Annotated in this window: 29 protein-coding genes; 20 read left to right on the top strand and 9 right to left on the bottom strand. The window is 65.7% G+C overall.

Annotation, left to right across the window (positions count from 1 at the left end; all coding sequences use genetic code 11):
• The first annotated feature begins 27 nt into the window (after positions 1–27).
• The 5 genes from C7C56_RS01105 (at position 28) to C7C56_RS01085 (ending at position 1,864) form a co-directional block, all read left to right on the top strand.
• Positions 28–612, top strand: coding sequence for a sigma-70 family RNA polymerase sigma factor (locus C7C56_RS01105; RefSeq protein ID WP_106755661.1), 585 nt, complete (start codon positions 28–30; stop codon positions 610–612).
• A 13-nt stretch (positions 613–625) separates the two neighbouring features.
• A complete protein-coding gene (locus C7C56_RS01100; RefSeq protein ID WP_106755660.1) occupies positions 626–835 on the top strand; it encodes a zf-HC2 domain-containing protein in 210 nt (69 codons plus the stop codon).
• A complete protein-coding gene (locus C7C56_RS01095; protein ID WP_106755659.1) occupies positions 832–1,035 on the top strand; it encodes a cysteine-rich CWC family protein in 204 nt (67 codons plus the stop codon). Before C7C56_RS01100 ends, C7C56_RS01095 begins: the two co-directional genes overlap by 4 nt.
• A gap of 51 nt (positions 1,036–1,086) precedes the next feature.
• The gene (locus C7C56_RS01090; RefSeq protein WP_106755658.1) at positions 1,087–1,383 is read left to right on the top strand and encodes a SemiSWEET transporter; all 297 of its coding nucleotides are present in this window, start codon (positions 1,087–1,089) and stop codon (positions 1,381–1,383) included.
• An 85-nt stretch (positions 1,384–1,468) separates the two neighbouring features.
• On the top strand, positions 1,469–1,864 hold the full coding sequence (locus tag C7C56_RS01085) for a VOC family protein (protein ID WP_229457841.1): 396 nt from the start codon (positions 1,469–1,471) through the stop codon (positions 1,862–1,864).
• Between the two features lie 107 nt (positions 1,865–1,971).
• On the opposite strand, the gene C7C56_RS01080 is transcribed toward C7C56_RS01085, so the two are convergent.
• The 4 genes from C7C56_RS01080 to C7C56_RS01065 all read right to left on the bottom strand — a co-directional run bounded on the left by C7C56_RS01080 (position 1,972) and on the right by C7C56_RS01065 (position 4,687).
• Positions 1,972–2,358 carry a type II toxin-antitoxin system VapC family toxin gene (locus tag C7C56_RS01080; protein WP_106755656.1) on the bottom strand — a complete coding sequence of 129 codons (387 nt, stop codon included), beginning with the start codon at positions 2,356–2,358 and terminating at the stop codon, positions 1,972–1,974.
• A complete protein-coding gene (locus C7C56_RS01075; protein WP_106755655.1) occupies positions 2,355–2,597 on the bottom strand; it encodes a type II toxin-antitoxin system Phd/YefM family antitoxin in 243 nt (80 codons plus the stop codon). The genes C7C56_RS01080 and C7C56_RS01075 overlap by 4 nt, the downstream gene beginning before the upstream one ends.
• A gap of 329 nt (positions 2,598–2,926) precedes the next feature.
• Complete coding sequence (locus C7C56_RS01070) at positions 2,927–4,249, bottom strand: extracellular catalytic domain type 1 short-chain-length polyhydroxyalkanoate depolymerase (RefSeq protein WP_229457832.1); 1,323 nt, start codon at positions 4,247–4,249, stop codon at positions 2,927–2,929.
• Positions 4,250–4,273: 24 nt separating this feature from the next.
• On the bottom strand, positions 4,274–4,687 hold the full coding sequence (locus C7C56_RS01065; RefSeq protein WP_106755654.1) for a ribbon-helix-helix domain-containing protein: 414 nt from the start codon (positions 4,685–4,687) through the stop codon (positions 4,274–4,276).
• 264 nt (positions 4,688–4,951) lie between these two features.
• Between C7C56_RS01065 and C7C56_RS01060 the strand changes: the two genes are divergently transcribed.
• The 4 genes from C7C56_RS01060 to C7C56_RS30265 are packed head-to-tail and all read left to right on the top strand — an operon-like array spanning position 4,952 to position 6,174.
• The gene (locus C7C56_RS01060; RefSeq protein ID WP_106755653.1) at positions 4,952–5,410 is read left to right on the top strand and encodes a thioesterase family protein; all 459 of its coding nucleotides are present in this window, start codon (positions 4,952–4,954) and stop codon (positions 5,408–5,410) included.
• Positions 5,407–5,604: a DUF1289 domain-containing protein gene (locus C7C56_RS01055; RefSeq protein WP_106755652.1), complete on the top strand. Its 198-nt coding sequence runs from the start codon at positions 5,407–5,409 to the stop codon at positions 5,602–5,604. Before C7C56_RS01060 ends, C7C56_RS01055 begins: the two co-directional genes overlap by 4 nt.
• A gap of 1 nt (position 5,605) precedes the next feature.
• Positions 5,606–6,052 (top strand): hypothetical protein, encoded by a 447-nt coding sequence (locus tag C7C56_RS01050; RefSeq protein WP_229457830.1) that lies wholly within the window; start codon positions 5,606–5,608, stop codon positions 6,050–6,052.
• Positions 6,049–6,174, top strand: a complete 126-nt coding sequence (locus C7C56_RS30265) for a hypothetical protein (protein WP_267874662.1) — start codon at positions 6,049–6,051, stop codon at positions 6,172–6,174. Before C7C56_RS01050 ends, C7C56_RS30265 begins: the two co-directional genes overlap by 4 nt.
• Here the strand turns inward: C7C56_RS30265 and C7C56_RS01045 are convergent.
• The gene (locus C7C56_RS01045) at positions 6,171–7,190 is read right to left on the bottom strand and encodes a hypothetical protein (RefSeq protein ID WP_146204225.1); all 1,020 of its coding nucleotides are present in this window, start codon (positions 7,188–7,190) and stop codon (positions 6,171–6,173) included. The two genes, C7C56_RS30265 and C7C56_RS01045, sit on opposite strands and share 4 nt — an antisense overlap.
• A 340-nt stretch (positions 7,191–7,530) precedes the next feature.
• Between C7C56_RS01045 and C7C56_RS01040 the strand changes: the two genes are divergently transcribed.
• Positions 7,531–8,484: an NAD(P)H-dependent flavin oxidoreductase gene (locus C7C56_RS01040; protein ID WP_106755650.1), complete on the top strand. Its 954-nt coding sequence runs from the start codon at positions 7,531–7,533 to the stop codon at positions 8,482–8,484.
• Between the two features lie 129 nt (positions 8,485–8,613).
• Here C7C56_RS01040 and C7C56_RS01035 read toward each other — a convergent pair whose 3' ends face one another.
• Positions 8,614–8,964 (bottom strand): MmcQ/YjbR family DNA-binding protein, encoded by a 351-nt coding sequence (locus C7C56_RS01035; RefSeq protein ID WP_106755649.1) that lies wholly within the window; start codon positions 8,962–8,964, stop codon positions 8,614–8,616.
• Positions 8,965–9,595: 631 nt separating this feature from the next.
• Between C7C56_RS01035 and C7C56_RS01030 the strand changes: the two genes are divergently transcribed.
• From C7C56_RS01030 to C7C56_RS01000, 7 genes are all read left to right on the top strand, one after another.
• Positions 9,596–11,452, top strand: a complete 1,857-nt coding sequence (locus C7C56_RS01030; RefSeq protein ID WP_229457821.1) for an aminopeptidase P family protein — start codon at positions 9,596–9,598, stop codon at positions 11,450–11,452.
• On the top strand, positions 11,452–11,712 hold the full coding sequence (locus tag C7C56_RS01025; RefSeq protein ID WP_106755648.1) for a hypothetical protein: 261 nt from the start codon (positions 11,452–11,454) through the stop codon (positions 11,710–11,712). The genes C7C56_RS01030 and C7C56_RS01025 overlap by 1 nt, the downstream gene beginning before the upstream one ends.
• A gap of 24 nt (positions 11,713–11,736) precedes the next feature.
• Positions 11,737–12,480 (top strand): MgtC/SapB family protein, encoded by a 744-nt coding sequence (locus tag C7C56_RS01020; RefSeq protein WP_106755647.1) that lies wholly within the window; start codon positions 11,737–11,739, stop codon positions 12,478–12,480.
• Positions 12,481–12,501: 21 nt separating this feature from the next.
• Positions 12,502–13,101, top strand: a complete 600-nt coding sequence (locus C7C56_RS01015; RefSeq protein ID WP_106755646.1) for a DUF924 family protein — start codon at positions 12,502–12,504, stop codon at positions 13,099–13,101.
• Between the two features lies 1 nt (position 13,102).
• Positions 13,103–13,942, top strand: coding sequence for a Rossmann-like and DUF2520 domain-containing protein (locus C7C56_RS01010; RefSeq protein WP_106755645.1), 840 nt, complete (start codon positions 13,103–13,105; stop codon positions 13,940–13,942).
• 19 nt (positions 13,943–13,961) lie between these two features.
• Positions 13,962–14,558 (top strand): alpha-ketoglutarate-dependent dioxygenase AlkB family protein, encoded by a 597-nt coding sequence (locus tag C7C56_RS01005; protein WP_106755644.1) that lies wholly within the window; start codon positions 13,962–13,964, stop codon positions 14,556–14,558.
• A gap of 194 nt (positions 14,559–14,752) precedes the next feature.
• Entirely contained in the window at positions 14,753–15,313 is a 561-nt protein-coding gene (locus C7C56_RS01000) for a porin family protein (protein WP_106755643.1), read from the top strand.
• Between the two features lie 69 nt (positions 15,314–15,382).
• Here C7C56_RS01000 and C7C56_RS00995 read toward each other — a convergent pair whose 3' ends face one another.
• From C7C56_RS00995 to ettA, 3 genes are all read right to left on the bottom strand, one after another.
• The gene (locus C7C56_RS00995; RefSeq protein ID WP_106755642.1) at positions 15,383–15,850 is read right to left on the bottom strand and encodes an REP-associated tyrosine transposase; all 468 of its coding nucleotides are present in this window, start codon (positions 15,848–15,850) and stop codon (positions 15,383–15,385) included.
• A 122-nt stretch (positions 15,851–15,972) separates the two neighbouring features.
• The gene (locus C7C56_RS00990; protein WP_106755641.1) at positions 15,973–16,824 is read right to left on the bottom strand and encodes a hypothetical protein; all 852 of its coding nucleotides are present in this window, start codon (positions 16,822–16,824) and stop codon (positions 15,973–15,975) included.
• A 127-nt stretch (positions 16,825–16,951) separates the two neighbouring features.
• Positions 16,952–18,619, bottom strand: coding sequence for an energy-dependent translational throttle protein EttA (ettA, locus tag C7C56_RS00985; RefSeq protein ID WP_106755640.1), 1,668 nt, complete (start codon positions 18,617–18,619; stop codon positions 16,952–16,954).
• Between the two features lie 173 nt (positions 18,620–18,792).
• On the opposite strand from ettA, the gene C7C56_RS00980 reads away from it, so the two are divergent.
• The 3 genes from C7C56_RS00980 to C7C56_RS00970 all read left to right on the top strand — a co-directional run.
• Positions 18,793–19,848, top strand: a complete 1,056-nt coding sequence (locus tag C7C56_RS00980) for a type 1 glutamine amidotransferase domain-containing protein (protein ID WP_106755639.1) — start codon at positions 18,793–18,795, stop codon at positions 19,846–19,848.
• A gap of 60 nt (positions 19,849–19,908) precedes the next feature.
• Positions 19,909–20,589 carry a response regulator transcription factor gene (locus C7C56_RS00975; protein WP_106755638.1) on the top strand — a complete coding sequence of 227 codons (681 nt, stop codon included), beginning with the start codon at positions 19,909–19,911 and terminating at the stop codon, positions 20,587–20,589.
• On the top strand, positions 20,586–21,906 hold a 1,321-nt coding region (locus tag C7C56_RS00970; protein ID WP_106755637.1), incomplete at its 3' end, for a sensor histidine kinase. The genes C7C56_RS00975 and C7C56_RS00970, both read left to right, overlap by 4 nt.

The following is a 21,906-nucleotide window of genomic DNA, read 5'->3' as shown; positions in this document are numbered from 1 at the left end:
CTACGCTGGGGTTTTCGAAGCCGGCCCATGACCACAGCGACCCTTCTCCACGCCCAACTCGAGGCCATGCGACCCCAACTGGTCCGCTTCGCCCAGCTCCAGTTGCGCAACGCCGCGCTGGCCGAGGACGCGGTCCAGGACGCCCTGCTGGCGGTGCTCGAAAAGCCCGACCGCTTCAACGGCCAGTCGTCGCTGCGCACCTATGTCACGGGCATCCTCAAGTACAAGATCATCGACAACCTGCGCCTGTCGACGCGCGAACGCCAGCTCGAGCCGGCCGACGACCAGCACGAGGACGAGCTGGTCGACGCCCTGTTCGTGGCCGACGGCCACACCCGCGACAGGCCGCGCCAGTGGGGCGAGCCCGACGGCGTGCTTGAACAAAAGGACTTTTTCCGCGTGCTCGAGGTGTGCCTCGAGAAGCTGCCCCGGAAAACGGCGCGCATTTTCATGCTGCGCGAGTGGCTCGAGCTCGAGACCGAAGAAATTTGTAAGGAATTGGCGATCACCCCGGCCAATGCCTGGGTGCTGCTGTACCGCGCCAGGTTGCGGCTGCGCGAATGCCTCGACCTGAACTGGTTCGGCAATCTGCCCGCGCAGCCAGGCACATGAGGGGAACACGGCGATGAACAAGCACAACGAGGGCTTCAAACCGACCTGCAGGGAGGTGCACCGGCTGGTGTCGGAGGGCATGGACCGCGAGCTGGGGCTGGTCGAGCGGGTGCGCGTGCGCCTGCACTTGATGGTGTGCCAGGCATGCACGCGCTTCGGCGGCCAGATGGACCTGATCCGCGGCGCGATGCGCAAGGGCCCGCCGGACGGGCCGCTGCCGTGAGCGCCTGCAGCGCCTGCGGCGCCCAATTCGGCTGCGCCATGGCCGACGGTGGCGACGCGCCCTGCTGGTGCACCGCGCTGCCGCCCGTGGTGGCGGTGCCGGGCGCCAATGCCGGCGCCGGTTGCTGGTGCCCCGCCTGCCTCAGGCAGCACATCGAAAGCGCGCGGCGCGACGCTGCGGAAGGTCCGGATCTGACTTAAAATGGCGTGGCCATTGCAAAGTTGTAAAACAAAAACATCCCGGACCAGCGCATGAACCTCAATATCGACCACCTCGGCTTCGCCGCCGCCGTGTGCACCACCAGCGCGTTCATTCCCCAGGTGCTGCTGGTGTGGCGCGAACGGGGCGCTCCGGGCGTGTCGACCGGCATGTATCTGATTTTTATCTTCGGCGTCGCGTTGTGGTTCAGCTACGGCGTTGCCATGGGCGCCTGGCCGATCATCGTGGCCAATGGCCTGACGCTGCTGCTGGCCGCCTCGGTGCTGGGCATGAAGTGGTATTTCGAACGCGTCATGCCCGGCCGTACGTCGACCGAAACCGCGCCGTAGGCCGCCTGGCCGGCGCACCAAAGCGCGCGCCGCCTGTCAAAGCCAGTACGCACAACAATGAGAGGTCGGGCAGATGAACTTTGTCGTGAATCTTGACGTTGACGACCTGGACAAAGCCACCCGGTTCTACGTCGCCGCCTTCGGGCTGCGGGTGGGGCGCCGCTTTGGCGACTTCGGGGTCGAGTTGCTCGGCGGCCCGGCGCCGATCTATGTGCTGTTCAAACCGCAGGGCAGCCATGCGGCGTCGACCACGGCGCAAACGCGCAACTACGCGCGCCACTGGACCCCGATGCATCTCGATGTCGTTGTCGACGACATCGAGGCGGCGGTGCAAACGGCGGTCACCGCCGGCGCCAAGCTGGAGCAGCGGCCCACCACCCAGCCGTGTGGCAAGCTCGCCTTGCTGGCGGATCCGTTCGGACACGGGTTTTGCTTCGTCGAGTTTATCGGGCGGGGATATGACGAGATTGCCGACCAGTAGGCCAATGTGGACTGACGCTGCTTGATGGTCGACACGCCGATTTACGGCCACTTGCATCATTCGCAAACACGCGGCACCCCGGCGTGGCGAAAGGCGATGAACAGCCTTCAGATCGAGTGTATTGGTCCGGGGTAATGTGCAAGTACGAAATCTGTTGTCAGTAGTGTAATGCCCTCAGCTGTAGCCTGTGCGACGAGCATACGGTCAAACGGGTCCTTGTGAATTGGTGGCAAGCCGATGATTGCTACGGCGTGTTGACTACTGATTGGCAGTTCGATATAGCCGTTGTCCAGCAAACCCTGGCGCAATGCCCTCGGGTCGACTTTAAAGTCCTCTCGGCCCAAGTCGTGCTTTATGGCGATTTCCCATAGACTCGCTGAACTGAAAAATAGGGCGTTTTCGGCAGCTTCGATCGGCGCGCGTGCATTCGCGCCCAACCGAAGCGGGTCACCCGCTGCCCATAGTAGGAGCTGGGTATCCAACAAAAGCTTCATTTTTCGCCGAAAATGGCTTCAATTTCTGTACGGGTCAGATCATTGAAGTCATCAGGTACGACTATTTGCCCAGTCATAAAACCGATGCGCTTCGCATGATTGGTCGCCGGCGCATCGCATGCGACCACCTTGACGAGCGGCTTGCCGGCCTTTGCAATGATGAAGGACTCCCCTTGCGCCGCCTGGTCGACGAGCCACGAAAGATTGGCCTCGACCTCATGGATATTTATCGTTTTCATCACGCCCTCATGGTGAACCTAACAAATTTAGTCTAGGAGCCTGTCGGACTCAGGGAGTCGAAGCGAAATATGGACCGTCCAGCACTTTTTGCAGCCGACGATCCTAAGTCCGACAGGCTCCTAGCTCAGCCCCTTTTGACGTGCAAGTCAGAGCCCAAGCGAACACCCTGCATACGAGCCGCTCGACGCTGTAGGTCAACATCCTCGGATTTTCACGGAACGTTCGACGAGCGAGTCGGACATCGTTGTTCCTTCAGGTGAGCTGTCGTTTCAAAGCCGAACTGACGCTTATGACGCCCGCTTTTTAAGCGGGATTGCAATATGCCCGGTCAACGCGCCGTCTTAAAAAACCGCATCATCTCGCGGCTCGCATCGGGCCCCTTGCCGTCCGTGTAGGTGCCGTGCGCGCTGCCGCCCGACCAGGCGTGGCCGGCGCCGTGGATGGTCCAGTGCTCGGCCTGGGGCGAGCCGTCCTCGCGGTGGTGCACCGTGCGCGTGTAGTTGTGGCCGTGCGGCACCGACCCCGGCTCGACCACGGGCGCCTTGCCCGCGTGGCGCGCGCCGCGCGCGGCGAGCTCGTGGCCGTTGGCCGGATGCACGGTGGTGTCCCGGTCGCCGTGGAACACGATGATCGGGACCGCCGCTGCCAGGTTGCCGCTCATGTTCGCGTTGCGCGCCAGGTTGCCCTGCATGGCCGCCATGGCGGAGGGCAGGTCGTGCGCCGCCGCGAACGGCAGGCCCGAGTGCACACCGACCGCCGCGTACAGATCCGGATACAAGGTGCCCATGATGGTCGCCATCGCGCCGCCGGCCGAGAGGCCCGCCACGTAGACCTGGCCGCGGTCGACCGCGTATTGGTCGGCGACGGTGCGGGTGATGCCGGCGATGATAGACGGCTCGCCCTGGTCGCGCTGCTGGTCGGCCGCGTTGAACCAGTTCCAGCAGCGCGACACGTTGGCCTGCTGCGACTGGGCCGGATAGACGACCAGAAAATGCATTTCTTCTGCCAGCGCGTTCATTTGCGTGCCGGTGGCGAAGTCGTCCGGGTTCTGGGTGCAGCCGTGCAGCATCACCACGAGCGGGGTCGGCGCGCCGGTGTAGGTGCTGGGCACGTACAGCTTGTAGCTGCGCGTGCCCGCGCTGTTGCTGAAGCTGGCGTCGATGAACTTGCCGGGCAGGGCGGGTCCGGCGCTCGCCGATCCCCCGCCGGGCAGCTCGAACGAGGGCATCTTGAAGCCCGACAGGCCCTCGGTGCCGAGGCGGTCGAGTCCGGCCATGAGCTCGGGCACGAGGTCCTTGAGCGCGGCGCCGCGCTCGCGCATTTTGGACGCGGCCTGGTTCTGGAAGGGCGATTCGAACCCGCCCACGAACGGCGGGGCCGGCGCCTTGGCGCCCGCTTCGGGCGGCGCTTGGCGCTGCGGCTCGGGCCTGGCCGACTCGGGCTTTGGTCCGGGTTGCGGCGCGGCGCCGCCCGCCGGCGGCGGATTGATGTCGCGCATCACGTGCGCCTCGGCCTTGGGCGCGGCGTCGGGCGCCTCTTTGATGCCGCGCAGGGCCTGCTGGATCGCGGCGGTGGCCGCCTTCGGGCCCTGGCCGATCAGGGATTGGGTCGCCTTGCGCATTTGCGAGAGCATGTTTTGATTCAGTTTCATGGGAATAGTCCTTTTGTTAGCGCATCAGAGGATGCGGCCTGCCAAAGCGGTCTTGACGGCGCTGCTCGCATGCAGCGCCCCAAGCACATAAATGGCGTCGATCGTCGCCAGCGCCAGCTCGGGCGAGACGTCGTCGGCGATGCTGGCCATGCCCAGTACCTGGATCTGCAGGCGTTCGCCGGCAGCGAGCGCGGCCTCGAGATCGCCGCGCGAGTAATGGTGCATGCCCAGTGCCAAACTCTTGCGTGCAACGGTTTGCCGGACCACGTCGGCATGGGTGTTGAGCTGGTTGCGGATCGCCGTGCGGATGAGGTCGGTGCGGTTCGAATAAAACCCCTCGTCGACCAACAGGTCGACTTGCCCGAGGTCGATGAGACCGAGGTTGATCGTGATTTTTTCCGATTCCGCCATCTTAGGTTTCAGGTCGCGCGTGTTCATAATTCTCCGTCAATGTCTGTTTGTATCATCCACACACCATCTGCATGGATGGTAGTGTACGCGTCCCGGCGGCCACGTCAAGCGCGATTCGGTAGCTTTTTCGCGACGGTATGCAAGAATGTATGGCAGCGCTTCGGGCTATGCATTTCTGAATAGCGCGGCGGACCCCGTCCCGGCGCCCCGCTTTCGCGGCATAATATGGGTCGCGCCGGCGCCCGACCCCCGGCGGCCCCCCAGCAACGAGATACCCGACAAAGCCCAGCAATGAGTCCCGACCTCCAACCCGGCCTGCGTTTCGAATGGCGCTACACCGTTCCCGCGCGCGCCACCGTGCCGCAGCTTTACCACGACACGCCGTTTTGTCGCGACATGCCCGGGGTGCTCGCCACCGGCTACATGGTCGGCATCATGGAGCTCGCCTGCATCGACGCGATGATGCCCTTCGTCGACTGGCCGCGCGAGCAGAGCCTCGGCACCATGGTCAACTTCGCGCATTTCGCGCCCACGCCGGCCGGCATGGAGGTGCTGGTCAAGGGCGAGGTGACATCGGTCGAGGGGCGCCGCGTGCGCTTTCGGCTCGAGGCCTGGGACGAGGCCGAGCGCATCTGCGAGGGCACGCACGAACGCTGCGTGATCGACCCGCCGCGCTTCAATGAAAGGGTCGACGCCAAGTTCGGCGCCAGGGCCGGCGCAATGGCCGCGCCGGCGCGGGGGGCGGCATGAGCGCGCCGTCCGGATTGCCATCGCCGGTGCCGTCGCCCTGCATCAGCCTGTGCGAAATGGCGCCCGACACCGGCTTGTGCCGCGGCTGCCTGCGCACGATCGACGAAATCATCAACTGGAGCAGCGCCGGCGAGGATTACAAAACCGCGGTTTGGGCCGAAATCAAGCGCCGCGAACAAAACCTGGATTTCTGACATGATCAATCTGTACCAGCCCGAAAAGGCCGTCACCGGCCCGGCCTATGGCAACGGCTTCAAATGCACCGCCACCTTCATCACGGTCGTCTTGTTCGGCTACGCCGCGAGCATCGCGACGCGCTTCCCGCTGCTCCAGTACGGCCTTGGCGTCAAGGCGCTGCTGCTGGGCGGGGCGTCGCTGATGCTGCTTAGCTATTACTGGTTCCTGCGCTCGAAGACGACGATCGACGAGACCGGCATCCGCCAGACCTGGATGTTCGACAAACGGGTCGAATGGCGCGACGTGCGCAGCGCCAAGATGATCGGCATTCCGTACGCGAGCTGGCTGTTCCCGCCGCGCCTGGTGGTGCGCACGGGCGTCTCGTTCGTCACCTTCAACGGCGGCTCGCGGGACGTGCTGGTGGAGTTTGCCAAGCTCTCGCTGGCGAGCCAGATGAAAAAGTGACCCGCGCCGCCGCCACGCTGGCGCGCTGGGCCGCGCAGGCGCCGCTCAAGGCTGGCGCGGCGCGCATCGACGGCGCCGACCTGCGCAAGCGCGGCGTGCAAGCGCCACCGACAGGCGGCTAGTCTTTTTCCATGTTCTCGACCGCGCGGCGCAAGGCGGCGCTGGGGGCGAGGCCCTTCTTCTCGTGCTCGGCCTGGCGCGCCATCAGCCACTCGTGGGTGTCGGAGTTGAAGTAGGGCGAATCCGGATTGAGGTTGTTGTGGCGGGCCCGCACCTGGGCCATCAGCGCGTCGTACTCGGTGGCCTGGTTCGGGGCGGCGACCATGGCCACCGCCGGCTGCTGCTGCACCTCCACATACGTCTGCTGTGGCGCGGGCGCGGCACGCACGATCGCCGCGACCGGCTGCGTGTACACGGGCGGGGTGGCCACCGTGGCGGCGGGAGCCTGCCGCTGCATCGGCACCGAGTCCGCCTGCACCATTTTGCCAAGCGGGCCGATGCCCATCTGGGCGCTAAAAATATTGGCGCACTCCTCGCCCGAAATCTGCAGCTCGCGCTTGAGGCGGGCCGCGCTGTTTGCCATCATTCCCTCATACGTCGGCGGGTTGACCGTTTTGTTGAAGCCCAGGTTGCAGTAACCCTTGGCCACGACGGTTTTGCTTTCGGTGTCGATCAGGCGTGCCGACGCCGTATAGGCCAGGCCGTAGCTGTTCCACGCCAGCGGCAGGTAGGTGATCAGCCATGAAAAGGTGCGCACATCGAGCGCGAAACGGGCCGAAGCACGGGCCGCGTCGGCGATCGCCGCGACCTCGGTGCTGGCGACCGTGATGGTTTGGGGCAGGACGCGCGAGCCTTGCGATGCGGCCAGCGACGCGCCCAGCCTGGCGCTCATGGCGGCGGCAGGATCGACCACGCCGAAGCCGGTGATCATTTCGTCCTGGACCGTCATATTGAGATATGGCTGTAGCGGGTTGAAATTGGGCCGCAGCACGGTGAAACCCAGCGCCCGATTCCCCGTCCGCACGATTTGCTGACCTTTCAGGTCGGCCAGACCTTTCGCGTTGATTGCCTGGTCGCCCATGTGCGAGCAGCCGGCGGCCAGAATGGCTGCCATCGAAATCGGTAGTAGCTTGGTCATGCGGGACTCTTTTCCTTGTTGGGAGTGAACGGGTATGAACGCTGCCAAAGCAGCGGGCGGACCCGTAATCATCTCATCGGCGCGATGTGCCTGTCCCCCCATCTGCGCCAGCGCGCTGTAAACCGGCCTGCAATGTTGTTTATTTGCACGAAATGCGCTGCGCCGATTTCGGGGCGCGGGCGCGCCTTGGCGCCGCCAGGCCCCGGGACGCCACCCCGGCCGTGCGCGCTTTAGAGCCGCCGCTCCATCTTTCCATCCGCACAACAAGCACGGTCGTTCTTTTTTGGCCCTATAATGGGCCGTTGCCGTCCCTATCCACATTTTTGTCTGTGAGCCCGACATGACCTTGCCCGTCGCTTTGCAAAACCTCTCCCTTCCCGTCATCGCCTCGCCGATGTTCATCGCCAGCGGACCGGCGCTGGTTGCGGCGCAATGCAAGGCCGGCATCGTCGGCTCGTTCCCGGCGCTCAACGCGCGCCCGGTCGAGATGCTCGACACCTGGCTGAGCGAGCTCAAACGCGAGCTGGCCGACTACCAGGAGGCCCATCCCAACAAGCGGGTCGGCCCGATCGCGGTCAACCAGATCGTGCACCAGTCGAACGACCGGCTCGCGCACGACGTCGAGATGTGCGTGCGCCACCGGGTGCCGATCATCATCTCCTCGCTGCGCGCGCCGCCGAAGGACATGATGGACGCGATCCACGGCTACGGCGGCATCGTGCTGCACGACGTGATCTCGATCCGGCACGCCGAAAAGGCGCTCGAGGCGGGCGTCGACGGCTTGATCCTGGTCGCGGCCGGCGCCGGCGGGCACGCGGGCGCCCTGTCGCCGTTCGCGCTGGTGGGCGAGGTGCGCAGGATGTTCAAGGGGCCGATCGCGCTGTCGGGGTCGATCGCGACCGGCGACGGCATCCTCGCGGCGCAGGCGATGGGCGCCGACTTCGCCTACATCGGCTCGCGCTGGCTGGCCACGAAGGAGTCGAACGTGACGGACGAATACCGCGAGGCGATCGTCGAGTCGAGCGCGGCCGACGTGGTCTACACCAACCTGTTCACGGGCGTGCACGGCAACTACCTCAAGAAATCGATCCTCAACGCCGGGCTGGACCCGGACGCCCTGCCCGAGTCCGACAAGAGCAAGATGAGTTTCGGCTCGGGCACGGCCAAGGCCTGGCGCGACATCTGGGGCGCCGGCCAGGGCGTGGGCATGATGGACGACGTGCCGAGCGTGGAGGAGATGGTCGAGCGGCTCAAGCAGGAATACAACGCCGCGCGCGCGCGGCTGGCGCTGTAGGGCGGGCCGCGCCGTTCGGCCGCGCCGCACGGCCGCGCCGAACTGCAGCGCCGGACGGCCGGTCCACGGCGTCGGCCGCTGCCGGGCCGGTCGGCGATGCTGTTCCCGGATTTGAAAAGTCGGGCGGATTCACGCCAGCGCGATTTCGCGCTGCAGCTTTTTGCTCAGTTTGGCGAAAGTCAGTTCGTAGGCGCGCCGCAGCAGGGCGGCCGCCTCGTCGTCGCTGATCGCCGAGGCGTCGTTGACGCACACCCAGCCGATGCGCGCCATGTAGGGCGCCGGGATGATCCCGGGGCGGTCGGTCAGTTCGAGGAAGCGCTCGGCCTCGGCCTTGAAGCTGATGCGCGCGGCCGGCACCTCGAGGTCGGAACAGGCGAACATCTTGAGCCCGACCGAGAACACGGCCACGTGGCCCCACTTGACGTCATCGACCGCGCCCGGAAAAGTGCGGCACAAGGCTTTGGCGGTTTCAAAATCCATCGATTGCTCCTGTGGCCAGCCAGCGTTTCCGGCGCAAGACCCGCGCCTCTAAAAGATTGTCCCAGGGACCGAGGCCTGAAGATTCATTGTACGCGTAGATGCAAGCTCGCCATCGGGCAAACGCAAGCGTTTGCGCCATAGCGCGCCTTCGCGGGGATGACGTCGATCCTAGTGGTTGTAAATTCGCTTTCACGATTTCTGAGGCTTCGTGGCCCGATTTGGCATCGGTTCGAAGTCAAGTTATTTGCCGCGGACAAGATTGCGCCTGAACCGGGGTCTGACCCCACTTATGCGATTTGGCATCAGTTCGGAGTCAAGCTATTTGCTGCGGACAAAATTGCGCCTGAACCGGGGTCTGACCCCACTTATGTGACCCCACTTATGCGATTTGGCATCAGTTCGAAGTCAAGTTGTTTGCAGCGGACATGATTGCGCTTGAACCGGGGTCTGACCCCACTTATGAAATTGTTTTTGCTGGAAACGGAGCGAGGCTCGCGCCTGCTCCTGCCGGCCCATTTCGCGATTTGACCCGGAAAAAATTGCGCTATCGGGGTCTGACCCCGATAGCGGAACTATTTCAGCTCACCAGCGCGGTTTTGCAACCGGTGTCCGAGCGCGTATCATAGAAAGCATGAACGATTCCGCCACCATGCCGCCCATGTCAACATCCGGTTCCCACGCCTCCCGCGCCAAGCGTCTTGCCGCCTTGCGCGCCGCCATGCTGCGCCACGGTGTCGACGCCGTCGTCGTGCCCTCGGCCGATCCGCACCTGTCCGAATACCTGCCCGGCTTCTGGCAGGGCCGCGAATGGCTTTCCGGCTTCACCGGCTCGGTCGGCACCTTCATCGCCACCGCCGGCTTCGCCGGCGTCTGGACCGATGCGCGCTACTGGACCCAGGCCGAGACCGAACTGGCCGGCACCGCCGTCGCGCTCATGAAGATCCCCTCCGGCGCCAGCCTGCTGCACATCGACTGGCTCGCCGCCAACGTCGCGCCCGGCCAGTGCGTGGCCGTCGACGCCCGCGTGCTCGGCCTGTCGACGGCGCGCCTGCTGGCCGATGCGCTCGCCGCGCGCGGCATCACGCTGCGCACCGATATCGACCTGCTCGAGGAGGTCTGGGACGCGCGCCCGGGCCTACCCCAGGCCGCCGTGTTCGAACACCCCGAGCCGTTCGCGACCATGAGCCGCGCCGCCAAGCTGGTGGCCACCCGCGCGGCGATGGCCAAGCTGGGCGCGCGCCAGCATTTCATCTCCACGCTCGACGACATCGCCTACCTGTTCAACCTGCGCGGCGCCGACGTCAATTACAACCCCGTGTTTTTGGCGCACGCGCTGGTCGGGCCCGACGAGGCGACCTTGTTCGTCGCCCACGGCAAGGTATCGCCGGCGCTGGCCAACGCGCTGCGCGAGGACGGCGTGCTGATCGCGCCCTACCACGCCGCGGCCGCCGCGCTGGCGGCGCTGGCGCCCGGCGACGGCCCCGCCCACGCGCTGCTGATCGACCCGCGCCGCGTCACCGCCGGCATGCGCGCCGCGGTCGCGCCCGGCGTGCCCGTGGTCGAGGCGACCAATCCGACCACCTTCGCCAAATCCAAAAAATCCGAGGCCGAGATCGAACTGCTGCGCGCCACCATGGAGCAGGACGGCGCCGCCCTGTGCGAATTTTTCGCCTGGCTCGAGACCCAGCTCGGCGAATGGCTGCGCGCCACCCTGACCGAGGTCGACATCGACACCCGCATCACGGCCGCGCGCGCGCGCCGCCCCGGCTTCGTCTGCCCCAGCTTCGGCACCATCGCCGGCTTCAACGCCAACGGCGCGATCATGCACTACCGCGCCAGCGAGCACACCTGCGCCGAAATCAAGGGCGACGGCCTGCTGCTGATCGATTCGGGCGGCCAATATCTGGGCGGGACCACCGACATCACGCGCGTGGTGCCGGTCGGGACTCCGTCGGCGGCGCAAAAGCGCGACTTCACGCTGGTGCTCAAGGGCTTGATCGCGCTGTCGTCGGCCCACTTCCCGCAGGGCACGCGCGCGCCGCTGCTCGACGCCATCGCGCGCGCGCCGATCTGGGCCGGCGGCGCCGAATACGGCCACGGCACCGGCCACGGGGTCGGCTTCTTCCTCAATGTGCACGAGGGCCCGCAGTCGATTTCGGCCTCCACCATGCCCGAGCCGCACACGGCGATGGAGCAGGGCATGATCACCTCGATCGAGCCCGGCATCTACCGGCCCGGCCGCTGGGGCATCCGGCTCGAGAACCTGGTCGCCAACCGGCGCGCGCAGGAGACCGAGTTCGGCCAGTTCCTCGCCTTCGAGACGCTGACCCTGTGCCCGATCGACACCCGCCTGCTCGACCTGGCGCTGCTGCGGCCCGACGAGGCGGCCTGGCTCAACAACTACCACGCGACGGTGCGCGCGCGCCTTCTGCCGCATGTGGCCGGGCCGGCCAAGGCCTGGCTCGAACAACGCACGGAGGCGATCTGATGCCGGGCGCGCGTTCAACCCGCGCCAGCGCCGCGCTCGACCGCCTCAAGGCCCGCAGCGGCAATGCCGGCTATTCGATGGCGCGCACCGGCGACGGCCTGTTCTTCCTGAGCGAGAAGCCGGGCGCGCCGCCGCTGTGCGCGCCGCTCGAACTCGACGCCTTCGTCGCCTTCGTCAACGGGCTCGGGCCGCAGACGCCAAGGCGCGTGAGCAAACTCGACGTCGCCTTCGAAAAACAGCTGGTCCGCAAAAAACCATGACGAAAACCATGACGAAAGAGGCGCATGACCTTTGATCTACTGCTTTCCTATTGGTCCCGGGGGGAGGTGGCCACCAACGGCCTGATCCTGCTCAACCTGCTCGGCGCGCTCCTTCTCGGCCTGCTGGTCGGCTACGAGCGCGCCTACCACGGGCGCGCCGCCGGCATGCGCACCTACGGCCTGGTGTGCATGGCCTCGGCCGCGCTGACGATCATCGGCGGATATCCCGACTTCTGGTTCGGCGGGCATGGCAACACCTTCGCCGGCATGACCGACCCGACCCGCATCATCCAGGGCGTGGTGACCGGCATCGGCTTCCTGGGCGCCGGCGTGATCATGCGCGAGGGATTCAACATCAGCGGCCTGACCACGGCCGCCTCGATCTGGGCCTCGTCGGTGATCGGCATCTTGGTCGGGGTCGGCTTCTACCTGGCCGCGATCGGCCTGGCGGTGATGTGCATGCTCGTCATGATCATGATGTCGAAGGTCGAATCGTTCCTGCCGTCGCGCCATGCGGTGGCGATCACGATGCGCTTCAAACCCGACTACCTGCCGCGCGAGGAGGTGCTGCGCCGGATCGCGCTCGAACGCGGCTACGAAATCGCCGGCGGTTCGCTCACCATCCGCGGCCAGGAGGGCATGCAGGAATGGCGCTTCGTGGCGTTGGCGCTGTCCAAGCACAGCGGCACCAGGCTGTCGGAACTGGCGCGCGAGCTGTCCCTGTTCGAAGGCATCGACAGCTTCAATCTTTCGCACGCACGCAACTGACACGCAACTAAGGACCGCCCCATGCACGACGCTTCATCCATGCCAACCGCCCAGGACGTGCTCGATTTTTGGTTTCTGCCGCCGGGCGACCCGGCCCACGGCACCCAGCGCGACGTATGGTTCCGCAAGGACGCCGCCTTCGACGCGCAGGTCGCGGCGCGCTTCGGCGCGGCGATCGGGCAGGCGCTGTCGGGCGGCCTGCGCGAGTGGGACGCGCTTGGCGCGCAGGGCGCGCTGGCGCGCATCCTGGTGCTCGACCAGTTCACGCGCAACGCCAGGCGCGACACCCCCGGCGCGTTCGCCGGCGACGCGCTGGCGCTGGCCGCCGCGCAGCAGCTGGTCGCCGGCGGCGCGCACCTCGGGCTGATCCCGGTGCAGCGCCTGTTCGCCTACCTGCCGTTCGAGCACGCCGAGAACGCGGCCATGCAGGCCGAATCGGTGGCGCTGTTCACGGCGCTGGCGCAGCGGCATCCCGGCTTCGACGGCGTGCTCGATTACGCGCACCGGCACCGCGGCGTGATCGCGCGCTTCGGGCGCTTCCCGCACCGCAACGCGATCCTCGGGCGCAGCTCCACGGCTGAGGAGGCGCTGTATCTGGAGCAGCCCGGGTCGGGATTTTAAAATGGCCCTCGCGCGGCGCCCGACGCTCAACCTGATCGGCGCCGGCCATGTGGGCCGCGTGCTCGGACGCCTGTTCGAGGCCAGCGGCGGCTTCGAGGTGCAGGACGTGCTGACCCGCTCCGGGGCCACGGCGGCGGCGGCGGTGGGTTTCATCGGCGGCGGGCGCGCGGTGGACGGCCTAGGCCAGATGCGGGCCGCCGACGCCTGGATGCTGGCCGTGGCCGACGACCAGATCGGTCCCGCCTGCGCGGCGCTCGCCGCCGGCCACGCCCTGCGCGGGGCGCTGGTGTTCCATGTGAGCGGCGCCAAATCGTCGGCCGAACTGGCGCCGGCGGCGCGCGCCGGGGCGCTCACCGCCAGCGCCCATCCGGTGCGCAGCTTCGCCGACCCCGATGCCGTGGCGCGCGACTTCAACGGCACCTTTTGCGGCGTCGAGGGCGACGCCGGCGCGCTCGCGCTGCTTGGCACCGCGCTCGCGGCCATCGGCGCGCGCGCGGTGCCGATCGACGCCGCCGCCAAGACGGTGTACCACGCGGCCTCGGTGTTCGCGTCCAACTACCTGGTCACGGTGCTCGACGCCGCGCTGCGCGCGTACGCGGCGGCGGGCATCCCCGAGGCGCTCGCGCGCGAATTGGCGCGGCCGCTGGCCGAGGAGAGCATGGCCAATGTGTTCCGCATCGGGCCGGCGGCGGCCCTGAGCGGGCCGATCGCGCGTGGCGACATGGCGACGGTGGCGCGCCAGCGGCAGGCGCTGTCGGGCTGGGACGCGCCGACCGGCGCCCTGTACCAGGCGCTGGTGGCGCCGACCGCCGCGCTGGCCCGGCGCAAGCGCGAAGGCTGAGAGGCCGCGAGCCCGTCCCATGGATTTGTTCTCCGCAACTAATACGCTCACGCCGATCCCGTTCGAGGATGGCGAACTGGCGTTCCTCGGGCAACTGGCCCTGTCGCAAAGCAACGCGGTGGTCATGGCGCGCCTGGTCGCCGAGACCGCGTGGCGCGCCGAATCGATCACCTTGTGGGGCCGGCAACACCTGCAGCCGCGCTTGAGCGCCTGGCACGGCGCGGCGCGCTACCGCTATTCGGGCCTGCTGCTCGAACCCTTGCCGTTCACCGAGCTGCTGCAGGAAATCCGCGAGGCCGTCGAAGGCGCCTGCGGGCGGCGCTTCAACAGCGTGCTGCTCAATTATTACCGGGACCAGCGCGACAGCATGGGCATGCACAGCGACGACGAGGCCGAGCTGGGGCCGGCGCCGGCCATCGCCTCGCTCAGTTTCGGCGCCACGCGGACCTTTATTCTCCAGCACAAACGCAGCAAACGGACCGTGAAACACGATCTGAGCGATGGCAGCTTGCTCTTAATGGCGGGCTCGACGCAGGTAAATTGGCGCCATGGAATAAATAAATCGCGGCGCCCCATCGGACCGAGACTGAATCTAACGTTCAGGTACGTCTACTAAAATGTCGCCTTCGTGGCGTCAAACAGCAAAAAATATAGATGAACGCAGGGTCAGCAATTGGCGTCCCCGCTTACATTTTGTCACAGTTCTTACCGTTTTCCGACGTAGTTGCCTTGATGCCGGTGCTATCTTGGCGACTCTGCAACTCACTGTGACTTGCGGACCAGACTGAACAATATTAAAAAGGACTCCGTATGAAAAAGCTCATCATTGCACTCGTCGCCGGCACCACCCTCATGGGCGTCGCCCAAGCGCAAACCCCTATGATGCAACGCCCCTACCTGGGTGTTGGTATCGCAACGGCCGACCGCATCCAGAGCCTGGGCGGAGACGGCGATTGGAAGGCTGGCTTCAAGCTGTTCGGCGGCTACGAAATGTCCGACACCCTGGGCATCGAGGCCGGTTGGGTCGATTTCGGCGAGGAGGACTACACCGTCCTCACCGGCGGTGTCGCGAACCGGGTCGAATCGGACGGCGAGTCGTTCTATGTGGCCGGCCGGATGAATCTTCCGATCAACCAGCAGTTCTCTGCTTTCGGCAAGCTCGGCATCTCGCACAACCGGGCGGAACAGACCGCCAGCCTGTCGGGCTTCAACCGCAAAGATCGCGACACGCATTTGTATGCGGGCGTCGGCGCCCAGTTCAAGCTGAGCGAGCAGATCGCACTGAGCGTCGAGTACGAGCGTTTCGGCAAAAAACAGGACTTCGGTCCTAAGCCAGATGTCTTCACCGTTGCCGCCCGCTACAACTTCTGATCGAACGGTTGCAGAGAAAACCAAAGGCCCTTCGGGGCCCTTTTTTTGTCTTAACGTTTCATTTTGGTGTCATTTGACGCGTCCCTCGGCCAAAAAACGGTGGATCGACGACCAAGGCCAGTGCTCGGCCCGCGCGCAGAAGCCGTGCCGCAAGGGGTTGGCGTGGATGTAGTCGACGAGTGCGGCGTAGTCGGCCCCGCCGTCGACGGCATGCTGCTGGAAATGCCGGGCCCAGATCGCGTCGCCGGTGGGGGCGCGCGACGCCGCCTTGCGCAGCGCCTTGGTGAACGCGATCTTGACCGCGTTCCAGCGTCCCGCGCAGTCGTCGTCGCCCGGCGGCAGGGTCCAGATCGCGTGCGCATGGTCGGGCAGCACGACCCAGGCGTCGACGTGGAACGGTTTGCGCAGGCGCGCCTGCCGGATCGCCTCGCCGAAGGCGGCGATGTGCTCGGTCAGCAGCGCGCTGTGTTGGTCGAGCAGGCGCACCGTGAAAAAGAACGTGCGCCCGGGCACCCGGTTGTTGCGGTAGTCGTCCATCCGGCCAGTTTGCCGGCGCTGGCGAGGCCGAATGTCGATTCGCGCAATCGGGCGGCAAGGTCAGCGTGATAAAAAAACTCCCCGAAGGGAGTCTGGCGCACCATCGCGCTGGGGCCGCGGCATCACCTGGCCGCGGCCCCGCCGCCGAAAGCGACCATCAAGTTCAGGCCCTTGGGTAGCACGAGACGGCGGTCGAGCTCTTGCAATAGTTTCCACCCCTTGCCGTTGTGGCCCTGGACTCGCTCATCGATCGTCTGCACCTGGCAACGCGGGCATGCAAGCAAGTGCGCGTCGATCCGCAAGGCGCCGTGTTCGGCTTTTTGCACACTCGCCTCCGCCCGTATCATCTCGGCGAAGGCGTGCCCATCGGCGGGCAAGGTGAACAGGGTATCGAAATAAGCCGACGCCGCGCTTGCGTCGGCATATCCCTTGCGCTTGCTTGCGAGCTCATCTAGGTAAAGTTCGCAGGAGGCGCACATCGCCTTCGACGCGAGCATGATATAGACAACCCCGGCGCCGATCAGAAATCCGCCAAACTGGATCGCCGCCAGGAAATAACCGAAACCGCCCGCCTCTTGGGCCGACGAGCGTCCGACCGCGTAGCTGGCCTTGGTCAGCGAAATATGTAGGAATTGGCCGAAGGGCAAAATGTCGGCCACGTAGCCGCCATCCCCAAAGCGCATCATTCTGTATCCCAACCAGTAAATCAACAACATGGCCAAACCGGCGATGACGAGCATCTGAACCAATAAAACCTTGCCTGGTTTCCTATTGAAACGGATAGACCCGAAGTGGTAGCCGGAGGCCGCCACGAGGCCAAGAAGGATGGCGCCGACCGGGACGATCACCCAGAACGAAAGCTTGAACAAGTTGAAATCAAAAAGGTAAGCGATGCCGACGTTTATCAGCGCAGCCAACACCGAGGTGGCCACACCGCACGCCGCGGCGGCCAAGCCAGCAAGCAGATTTTTCATGTCGTCTCCTTGTTAAAGGAGCAACATAGCATGCGGAAAAAAGGGTGCATTGCGAAAATACATGCACCCTTGGAGCAACTTATATCAGCAGCTTGCCAGGAGGCTGCCAGGGGCCTCCCGCCCCGACCTATACGGTCAACGGCTTGTAGCGGATCCGTTTCGGCTTGGCGCCTTCCTCTCCGAGACGCTTCTTCTTGTCGGCTTCGTATTCCTGGTAGTTGCCGTCAAAGAAGCTCACCTGCGAATTGCCCTCGAAGGCGAGGATGTGGGTTGCGATCCGGTCGAGGAACCAGCGGTCATGGGAAATGACCATGACGCTGCCGGCGAATTCGAGCAGCGCATCCTCGAGCGCGCGCAAGGTTTCGACGTCGAGGTCGTTGGACGGCTCGTCTAGCAGCAGGACGTTGCCGCCCTGCAGCAGCGTCTTGGCCAGGTGCAGGCGGCCGCGTTCGCCGCCGGACAGGTTGCCCACCAGTTTCTGCTGGTCCGAACCCTTGAAGTTGAAACGGCCGAGGTAGGCGCGCGACGGCATGTCGAAGCGGCCGACCGTGAGCATGTCGGCGCCGGCGGCGACGTCATCGAACACGGTCTTTTTATCGGACAGCTCGTCGCGGTTCTGGTCGACGATCGACACCTGCGCGGTCTTGCCGAGCACGACTTCGCCGCTGTCGGGCTGCTCTTTGCCGGTGATCATCTTGAACAAGGTCGACTTGCCGGCGCCGTTGGGGCCGATGATGCCGACGATCGCGCCCGGCGGAATGACGAACGACAGGTTGTCGATCAGCAGGCGGTCGCCGAAGGCCTTCGACACGTTCTTGAATTCGATCACGTCGTTGCCGAGGCGCTCGGCGACCGGGATGAAGATCTCGGAGGTCTCGTTGCGCTTCTGGTATTCGTGTTCGGACAGCTCGTTGAAGCGCGCCAGGCGGGCCTTGCTCTTGGCTTGGCGGCCCTTCGGATTCTGGCGCACCCATTCGAGCTCCTTGGCGATCGTCTTCTGGCGCGAGGACTCGGTCGCCTCCTCCTGCTTGAGGCGGGCGCCCTTTTGCTCGAGCCACGAGCTGTAGTTGCCCTTCCATGGAATGCCATGGCCGCGGTCGAGCTCGAGGATCCATTCGGCGGCGTTGTCGAGGAAGTAGCGGTCATGGGTGATGCCGACCACGGTGCCCGGGAAGCGCAGCAGGAATTGCTCGAGCCAGTCGACCGATTCGGCGTCGAGGTGGTTGGTCGGCTCGTCGAGCAGCAGCATGTCGGGTTTAGACAGCAGCAGGCGGCACAGCGCGACCCGGCGCTTCTCGCCGCCCGACAGGATGCCGATCTTGGCGTCCCAGGGCGGCAGGCGCAGCGCGTCGGCGGCCATTTCGAGCTGCAGGTTGAGGTTGCCGCCGTCGGAGGTCGAGATGATCGCCTCGAGCCGCGCCTGCTCGGTGGCGAGCGCGTCGAAGTCGGCGTCCTCGTCGGCGTAGGCGGCGTACACGGCCTCGAGCTTGGCTTGCGCCTCGAACACCTCGCCGAGGCCCGATTCGACGATCTGGCGCACGGTCTGCTCGGGGTCGAGCTGCGGCTCCTGCGGCAGGTAGCCGATGTTCAGGCCCGGCATCGGCACGGCTTCGCCCTGGATGTCGGTGTCGATGCCGGCCATAATTTTGAGCAAGGTCGACTTGCCGGAGCCGTTCAGGCCCAGCACGCCGATTTTCGCGCCTGGGAAAAACGACAGCGATATATCTTTCAGGATTTGGCGCTTGGGCGGGACGATTTTGCCCACGCGGTTCATGGTGTAGACGTAATTTGCCATTGGTGGTATCTCGGGATTGGTGCGGAAGGTGAACAGGATACAAAACAATTGGGGCCGGAGTCGAATAATTCGGCGAATTTTTGCGTTTTTCAGGATCAGCGGGCCGATTTTTAACCGTTTCACACCAAATTCACATCCCCCGGCGCAGGCTGGATGTTTTAAGGGGAAAAATCATGCTGAAGAAAATCCTGCGCGGCGTCCTGTGGGCGCTGGGAACACTAATGCTATTGTCGGCTTGCGGCTATGGTTATTGGCAGGGATTCGGGCTCGACGAGCGGCCCAAGCCAAATACCGCGGCGCGCGCCGCCGATCTCGACCTGATGAAGAACGCGGTCGCGGTCAAGCGCGGCCGGATCCTCGCCGTCGTGAGCAGCACGCCGAGGATCGGCGGCACCAATAAAAAGGCCGGCTACGAGCTGACCGAACTGTCGCGCGCGTATTACACCTTCCGCGCCAACGGCTACGAGGTCGACATCGCCTCGCCGCGCGGCGGCGTGCCGCCGGTCGACGAGGACGATATGGGCGAGGCCGATTTCGCCTTCCTCAACGACGCCGGGGCGCAGGACAAGGTGGCCAACTCGATTCCCCTGGCCAAGGTCGACAGCGCTGCCTACGCGGCCGTCTATTTTGTGGGCGGCAAGGGCGCGATGTTCGATTTCGCCGACAATCCGGACATCGACCGCATCGTGCGCGATGTGTACCGGCGCGGCGTGGTCGGCGCCGTGTGCCACGGGCCGGCCGCGCTGTTGAATGTCAAACTCGACAACGGCAAGCCGCTGATCGCGGGCAAGAGAATGACCGCCTTCTCGAATGCGGAGGAATTGTTTCTGATGGAAAATGCCCACGACCTGTTCGGGTTCCTGGTCGAGGACCGTGCCAGCGCGGCGGGCGCGCGGTTTGTGGCGGGACCGCAGGTTCTCGACAACACGGTGGTCGACGGGCGCCTCGTTACGGGGCAGAATCCGTGGTCGACGTGGAGCGTCGCGGAGGCGATGATCACCGCGCTCGGGCATGCACCGGTCGCGCGCCGGGCCACGGCGGAGGAGGTGAACGTTCACTTGCTCGCGACCTACTACCGCTCCGGCCTGGCCGCCGCGCGCGCCGAGCGCGACCGGATGGCGCAGCCGGACCGCCAGCTCGTGCTGATGCATGCCATCGTCGCCGGCATGCAGTGGCGCCTGGTCGACGCCTTCAACCTCCAGCGCCTCGCGCGCCGCCAGTCCCTATGAATGCGGCAATGGCAGGTGGTAAGCTTGGCCGGGTTTGGTTCCCTTAACAGCAGGAATGACATGCCGCTTCATGTACTCGTGGTCGAAGACAACGCACTGCTGGCGCGCAACCTCGCCGACTGCCTCGAGCAGCAGGGGCACAGCGCCGACTTCGCCGGCAATGGCGTGCTCGGACTGCGCCTGGCGCTGGAGAACCACTACGACGTGATGATCCTGGACCTGAACCTGCCGGGCATGGACGGGCTTGAAGTGTGCCGCCGGATGCGCGCGCAGCAAAGCCGGCACCTGCCGGTGCTGATGCTGACGGCGCGCGACACGCTCGGCGACAAGCTTAGCGGATTCGAACACGGCGCCGACGACTACCTGGTCAAGCCGTTCGCGCTGGAGGAAATGCTGGCGCGCTGCCAGGTGCTGGCGCGCCGCAACATGCTGCAGCAAGCGCTGGTGCTCGCGGTGGGCGCATTGCAGATCGATCGCAAGGACCGGACCGTGACGCGCGAAGGGCAGGCGGTCAGGCTGAGCCAGACGGGCTACCAGATCCTGCTGGCGTTGGCCGAGGCGCACCCGCGGATCCTCACCAGATCCGAGCTGAGCCAGAAGCTGTGGCACGACGCCCCGCCCGATTCGGACGCCTTGCGCAGCCACCTGTACCTGCTGCGCCAGCAACTCGACAAGCCTTTCGCGAAGCCGATGCTGGTGACGGTGCACGGGGTCGGCTTCCGGCTGGATGCGCAAGCATGAGCGCCGTGCGCCATGGCCTGCGGCGCCGCGTGGTTGCGGCCTGCGCCCTGTCGACCCTGGTCACGGCGGCGCTGTTCAGCGCGCTTGCGCTGATGTTCGCGTACACGGTCGAGGATAGCGGCCTGCGCCGGCAATTGGTGCAAGAGGAGGAGCACCAACTGAAAAGCTGGAACGCGCGCGGAAAACTGGCAACCCCGATGCGCGGGTTCGTCACCCTGCATACGAGTTCCGCCACGTTTCCCGCCGACCTGCGGCGCCAGCTCGCCTCGGCCCGGCTTGCGCGCTTCGATGCGCGCGCGCTCGGTCCAGAACTGGTCGCCGGGGGAAACGAATTTTTCGGCGAGCAGGGGCGCCACTATCATGTGCGCGTGATCAGCCCGGGCGGGCGGTATGCGTATCTGGTCGCCGAGGTGTCGAAGGAACTGGTGGTGCGTCGGCGCCTGGCCTCACTGCTGGGCTTTATCGGCTGGCTGTCGCTGGCGGTGCTTGTGTGCACGCTGGTGCTGGCGAACTGGCTGGCGCGGCGCGCGACCGCGCCGCTGACCCTGCTGGCCGAGCTCGTCTCGAACGCCGCGCCGGGCAGGCTGCCGGACAATTTCGCCAGCCAGTTTCCGGACAACGAGATCGGCGTCGTGGCGCGCAATCTAGAGCAATCGATGCAGCGCATCGCCGACTTCATCGAGCGCGAGCAGCATTTCACGCGCGACGCCAGCCACGAACTGCGCACGCCGCTGGCGGCGATCGAGGGCGCGGCCGACTTGCTGTCGGGCCAGTCCCTCACGCCGCAAGGTGCCGACCAGTTGCAGCGCATCCGCACCGGAGCCGCGCATATGAGCCAGACGGTGGCGACGCTACTCGCCCTGGCGCGCGAAGAGTTGCACGAACGGGTGGCGGAGCAGGTGATGCTGTTGCCCGTGATCGAGCGCGCGATCGTCGATTTCGCCTTTCTGCTCGACGGCAAGCCGGTCGAGGTGATCGTGACGGTGCCGGCAGGGGCGCGCATCGAGGGGCACCGGACGGTGCTCGCGATCGTCGTCTCGAACCTGATCAGCAACGCGTTCAGCCACACGATGCAGGGCGAGATCGGGGTGCATCTCGAGAACGGCGCCCTGGTGATCGCCGACAGCGGGCCGGGCATCGCGCCCGGGCTGCGGGCGCGACTGTTCGAAGCGGGCGTCAAAGGCGAGGGCAGCAGCGGCTTCGGGCTGGGCCTGTCGATCGCGCGGCGCTTGGGCGAGCGTTTCGGCCTCGGCTTGCGCATCGAAGACGGCGCCAACGGTGGCGTCCGCGCCATACTTCGCTTCCAGCAAAATTCCT

It is taken from the genome of Massilia glaciei, assembly GCF_003011895.2.
GTDB lineage: Bacteria > Pseudomonadota > Gammaproteobacteria > Burkholderiales > Burkholderiaceae_D > Telluria_A > Telluria_A glaciei.
Note: the sequence above shows the minus strand (reverse complement) of the source record. Positions and strands in the feature narration are given on the sequence as shown.

Coding starts and splice junctions, on each gene's coding strand:
- C7C56_RS01105 (WP_106755661.1), top strand. CDS start 28: ATGACCACAGCGACCCTTCTCCACGCCCAACTCGAGGCCATGCGACCC.
- C7C56_RS01100 (WP_106755660.1), top strand. CDS start 626: ATGAACAAGCACAACGAGGGCTTCAAACCGACCTGCAGGGAGGTGCAC.
- C7C56_RS01090 (WP_106755658.1), top strand. CDS start 1,087: ATGAACCTCAATATCGACCACCTCGGCTTCGCCGCCGCCGTGTGCACC.
- C7C56_RS01080 (WP_106755656.1), bottom strand. CDS start 2,358: ATGAAGCTTTTGTTGGATACCCAGCTCCTACTATGGGCAGCGGGTGAC.
- C7C56_RS01075 (WP_106755655.1), bottom strand. CDS start 2,597: ATGAAAACGATAAATATCCATGAGGTCGAGGCCAATCTTTCGTGGCTC.
- C7C56_RS01070 (WP_229457832.1), bottom strand. CDS start 4,249: ATGAAACTGAATCAAAACATGCTCTCGCAAATGCGCAAGGCGACCCAA.
- C7C56_RS01065 (WP_106755654.1), bottom strand. CDS start 4,687: ATGAACACGCGCGACCTGAAACCTAAGATGGCGGAATCGGAAAAAATC.
- C7C56_RS01060 (WP_106755653.1), top strand. CDS start 4,952: ATGAGTCCCGACCTCCAACCCGGCCTGCGTTTCGAATGGCGCTACACC.
- C7C56_RS01055 (WP_106755652.1), top strand. CDS start 5,407: ATGAGCGCGCCGTCCGGATTGCCATCGCCGGTGCCGTCGCCCTGCATC.
- C7C56_RS01050 (WP_229457830.1), top strand. CDS start 5,606: ATGATCAATCTGTACCAGCCCGAAAAGGCCGTCACCGGCCCGGCCTAT.
- C7C56_RS01045 (WP_146204225.1), bottom strand. CDS start 7,190: ATGACCAAGCTACTACCGATTTCGATGGCAGCCATTCTGGCCGCCGGC.
- C7C56_RS01040 (WP_106755650.1), top strand. CDS start 7,531: ATGACCTTGCCCGTCGCTTTGCAAAACCTCTCCCTTCCCGTCATCGCC.
- C7C56_RS01035 (WP_106755649.1), bottom strand. CDS start 8,964: ATGGATTTTGAAACCGCCAAAGCCTTGTGCCGCACTTTTCCGGGCGCG.
- C7C56_RS01030 (WP_229457821.1), top strand. CDS start 9,596: ATGAACGATTCCGCCACCATGCCGCCCATGTCAACATCCGGTTCCCAC.
- C7C56_RS01025 (WP_106755648.1), top strand. CDS start 11,452: ATGCCGGGCGCGCGTTCAACCCGCGCCAGCGCCGCGCTCGACCGCCTC.
- C7C56_RS01020 (WP_106755647.1), top strand. CDS start 11,737: ATGACCTTTGATCTACTGCTTTCCTATTGGTCCCGGGGGGAGGTGGCC.
- C7C56_RS01015 (WP_106755646.1), top strand. CDS start 12,502: ATGCACGACGCTTCATCCATGCCAACCGCCCAGGACGTGCTCGATTTT.
- C7C56_RS01010 (WP_106755645.1), top strand. CDS start 13,103: ATGGCCCTCGCGCGGCGCCCGACGCTCAACCTGATCGGCGCCGGCCAT.
- C7C56_RS01005 (WP_106755644.1), top strand. CDS start 13,962: ATGGATTTGTTCTCCGCAACTAATACGCTCACGCCGATCCCGTTCGAG.
- C7C56_RS01000 (WP_106755643.1), top strand. CDS start 14,753: ATGAAAAAGCTCATCATTGCACTCGTCGCCGGCACCACCCTCATGGGC.
- C7C56_RS00995 (WP_106755642.1), bottom strand. CDS start 15,850: ATGGACGACTACCGCAACAACCGGGTGCCCGGGCGCACGTTCTTTTTC.
- C7C56_RS00990 (WP_106755641.1), bottom strand. CDS start 16,824: ATGAAAAATCTGCTTGCTGGCTTGGCCGCCGCGGCGTGCGGTGTGGCC.
- ettA (WP_106755640.1), bottom strand. CDS start 18,619: ATGGCAAATTACGTCTACACCATGAACCGCGTGGGCAAAATCGTCCCG.
- C7C56_RS00980 (WP_106755639.1), top strand. CDS start 18,793: ATGCTGAAGAAAATCCTGCGCGGCGTCCTGTGGGCGCTGGGAACACTA.
- C7C56_RS00975 (WP_106755638.1), top strand. CDS start 19,909: ATGCCGCTTCATGTACTCGTGGTCGAAGACAACGCACTGCTGGCGCGC.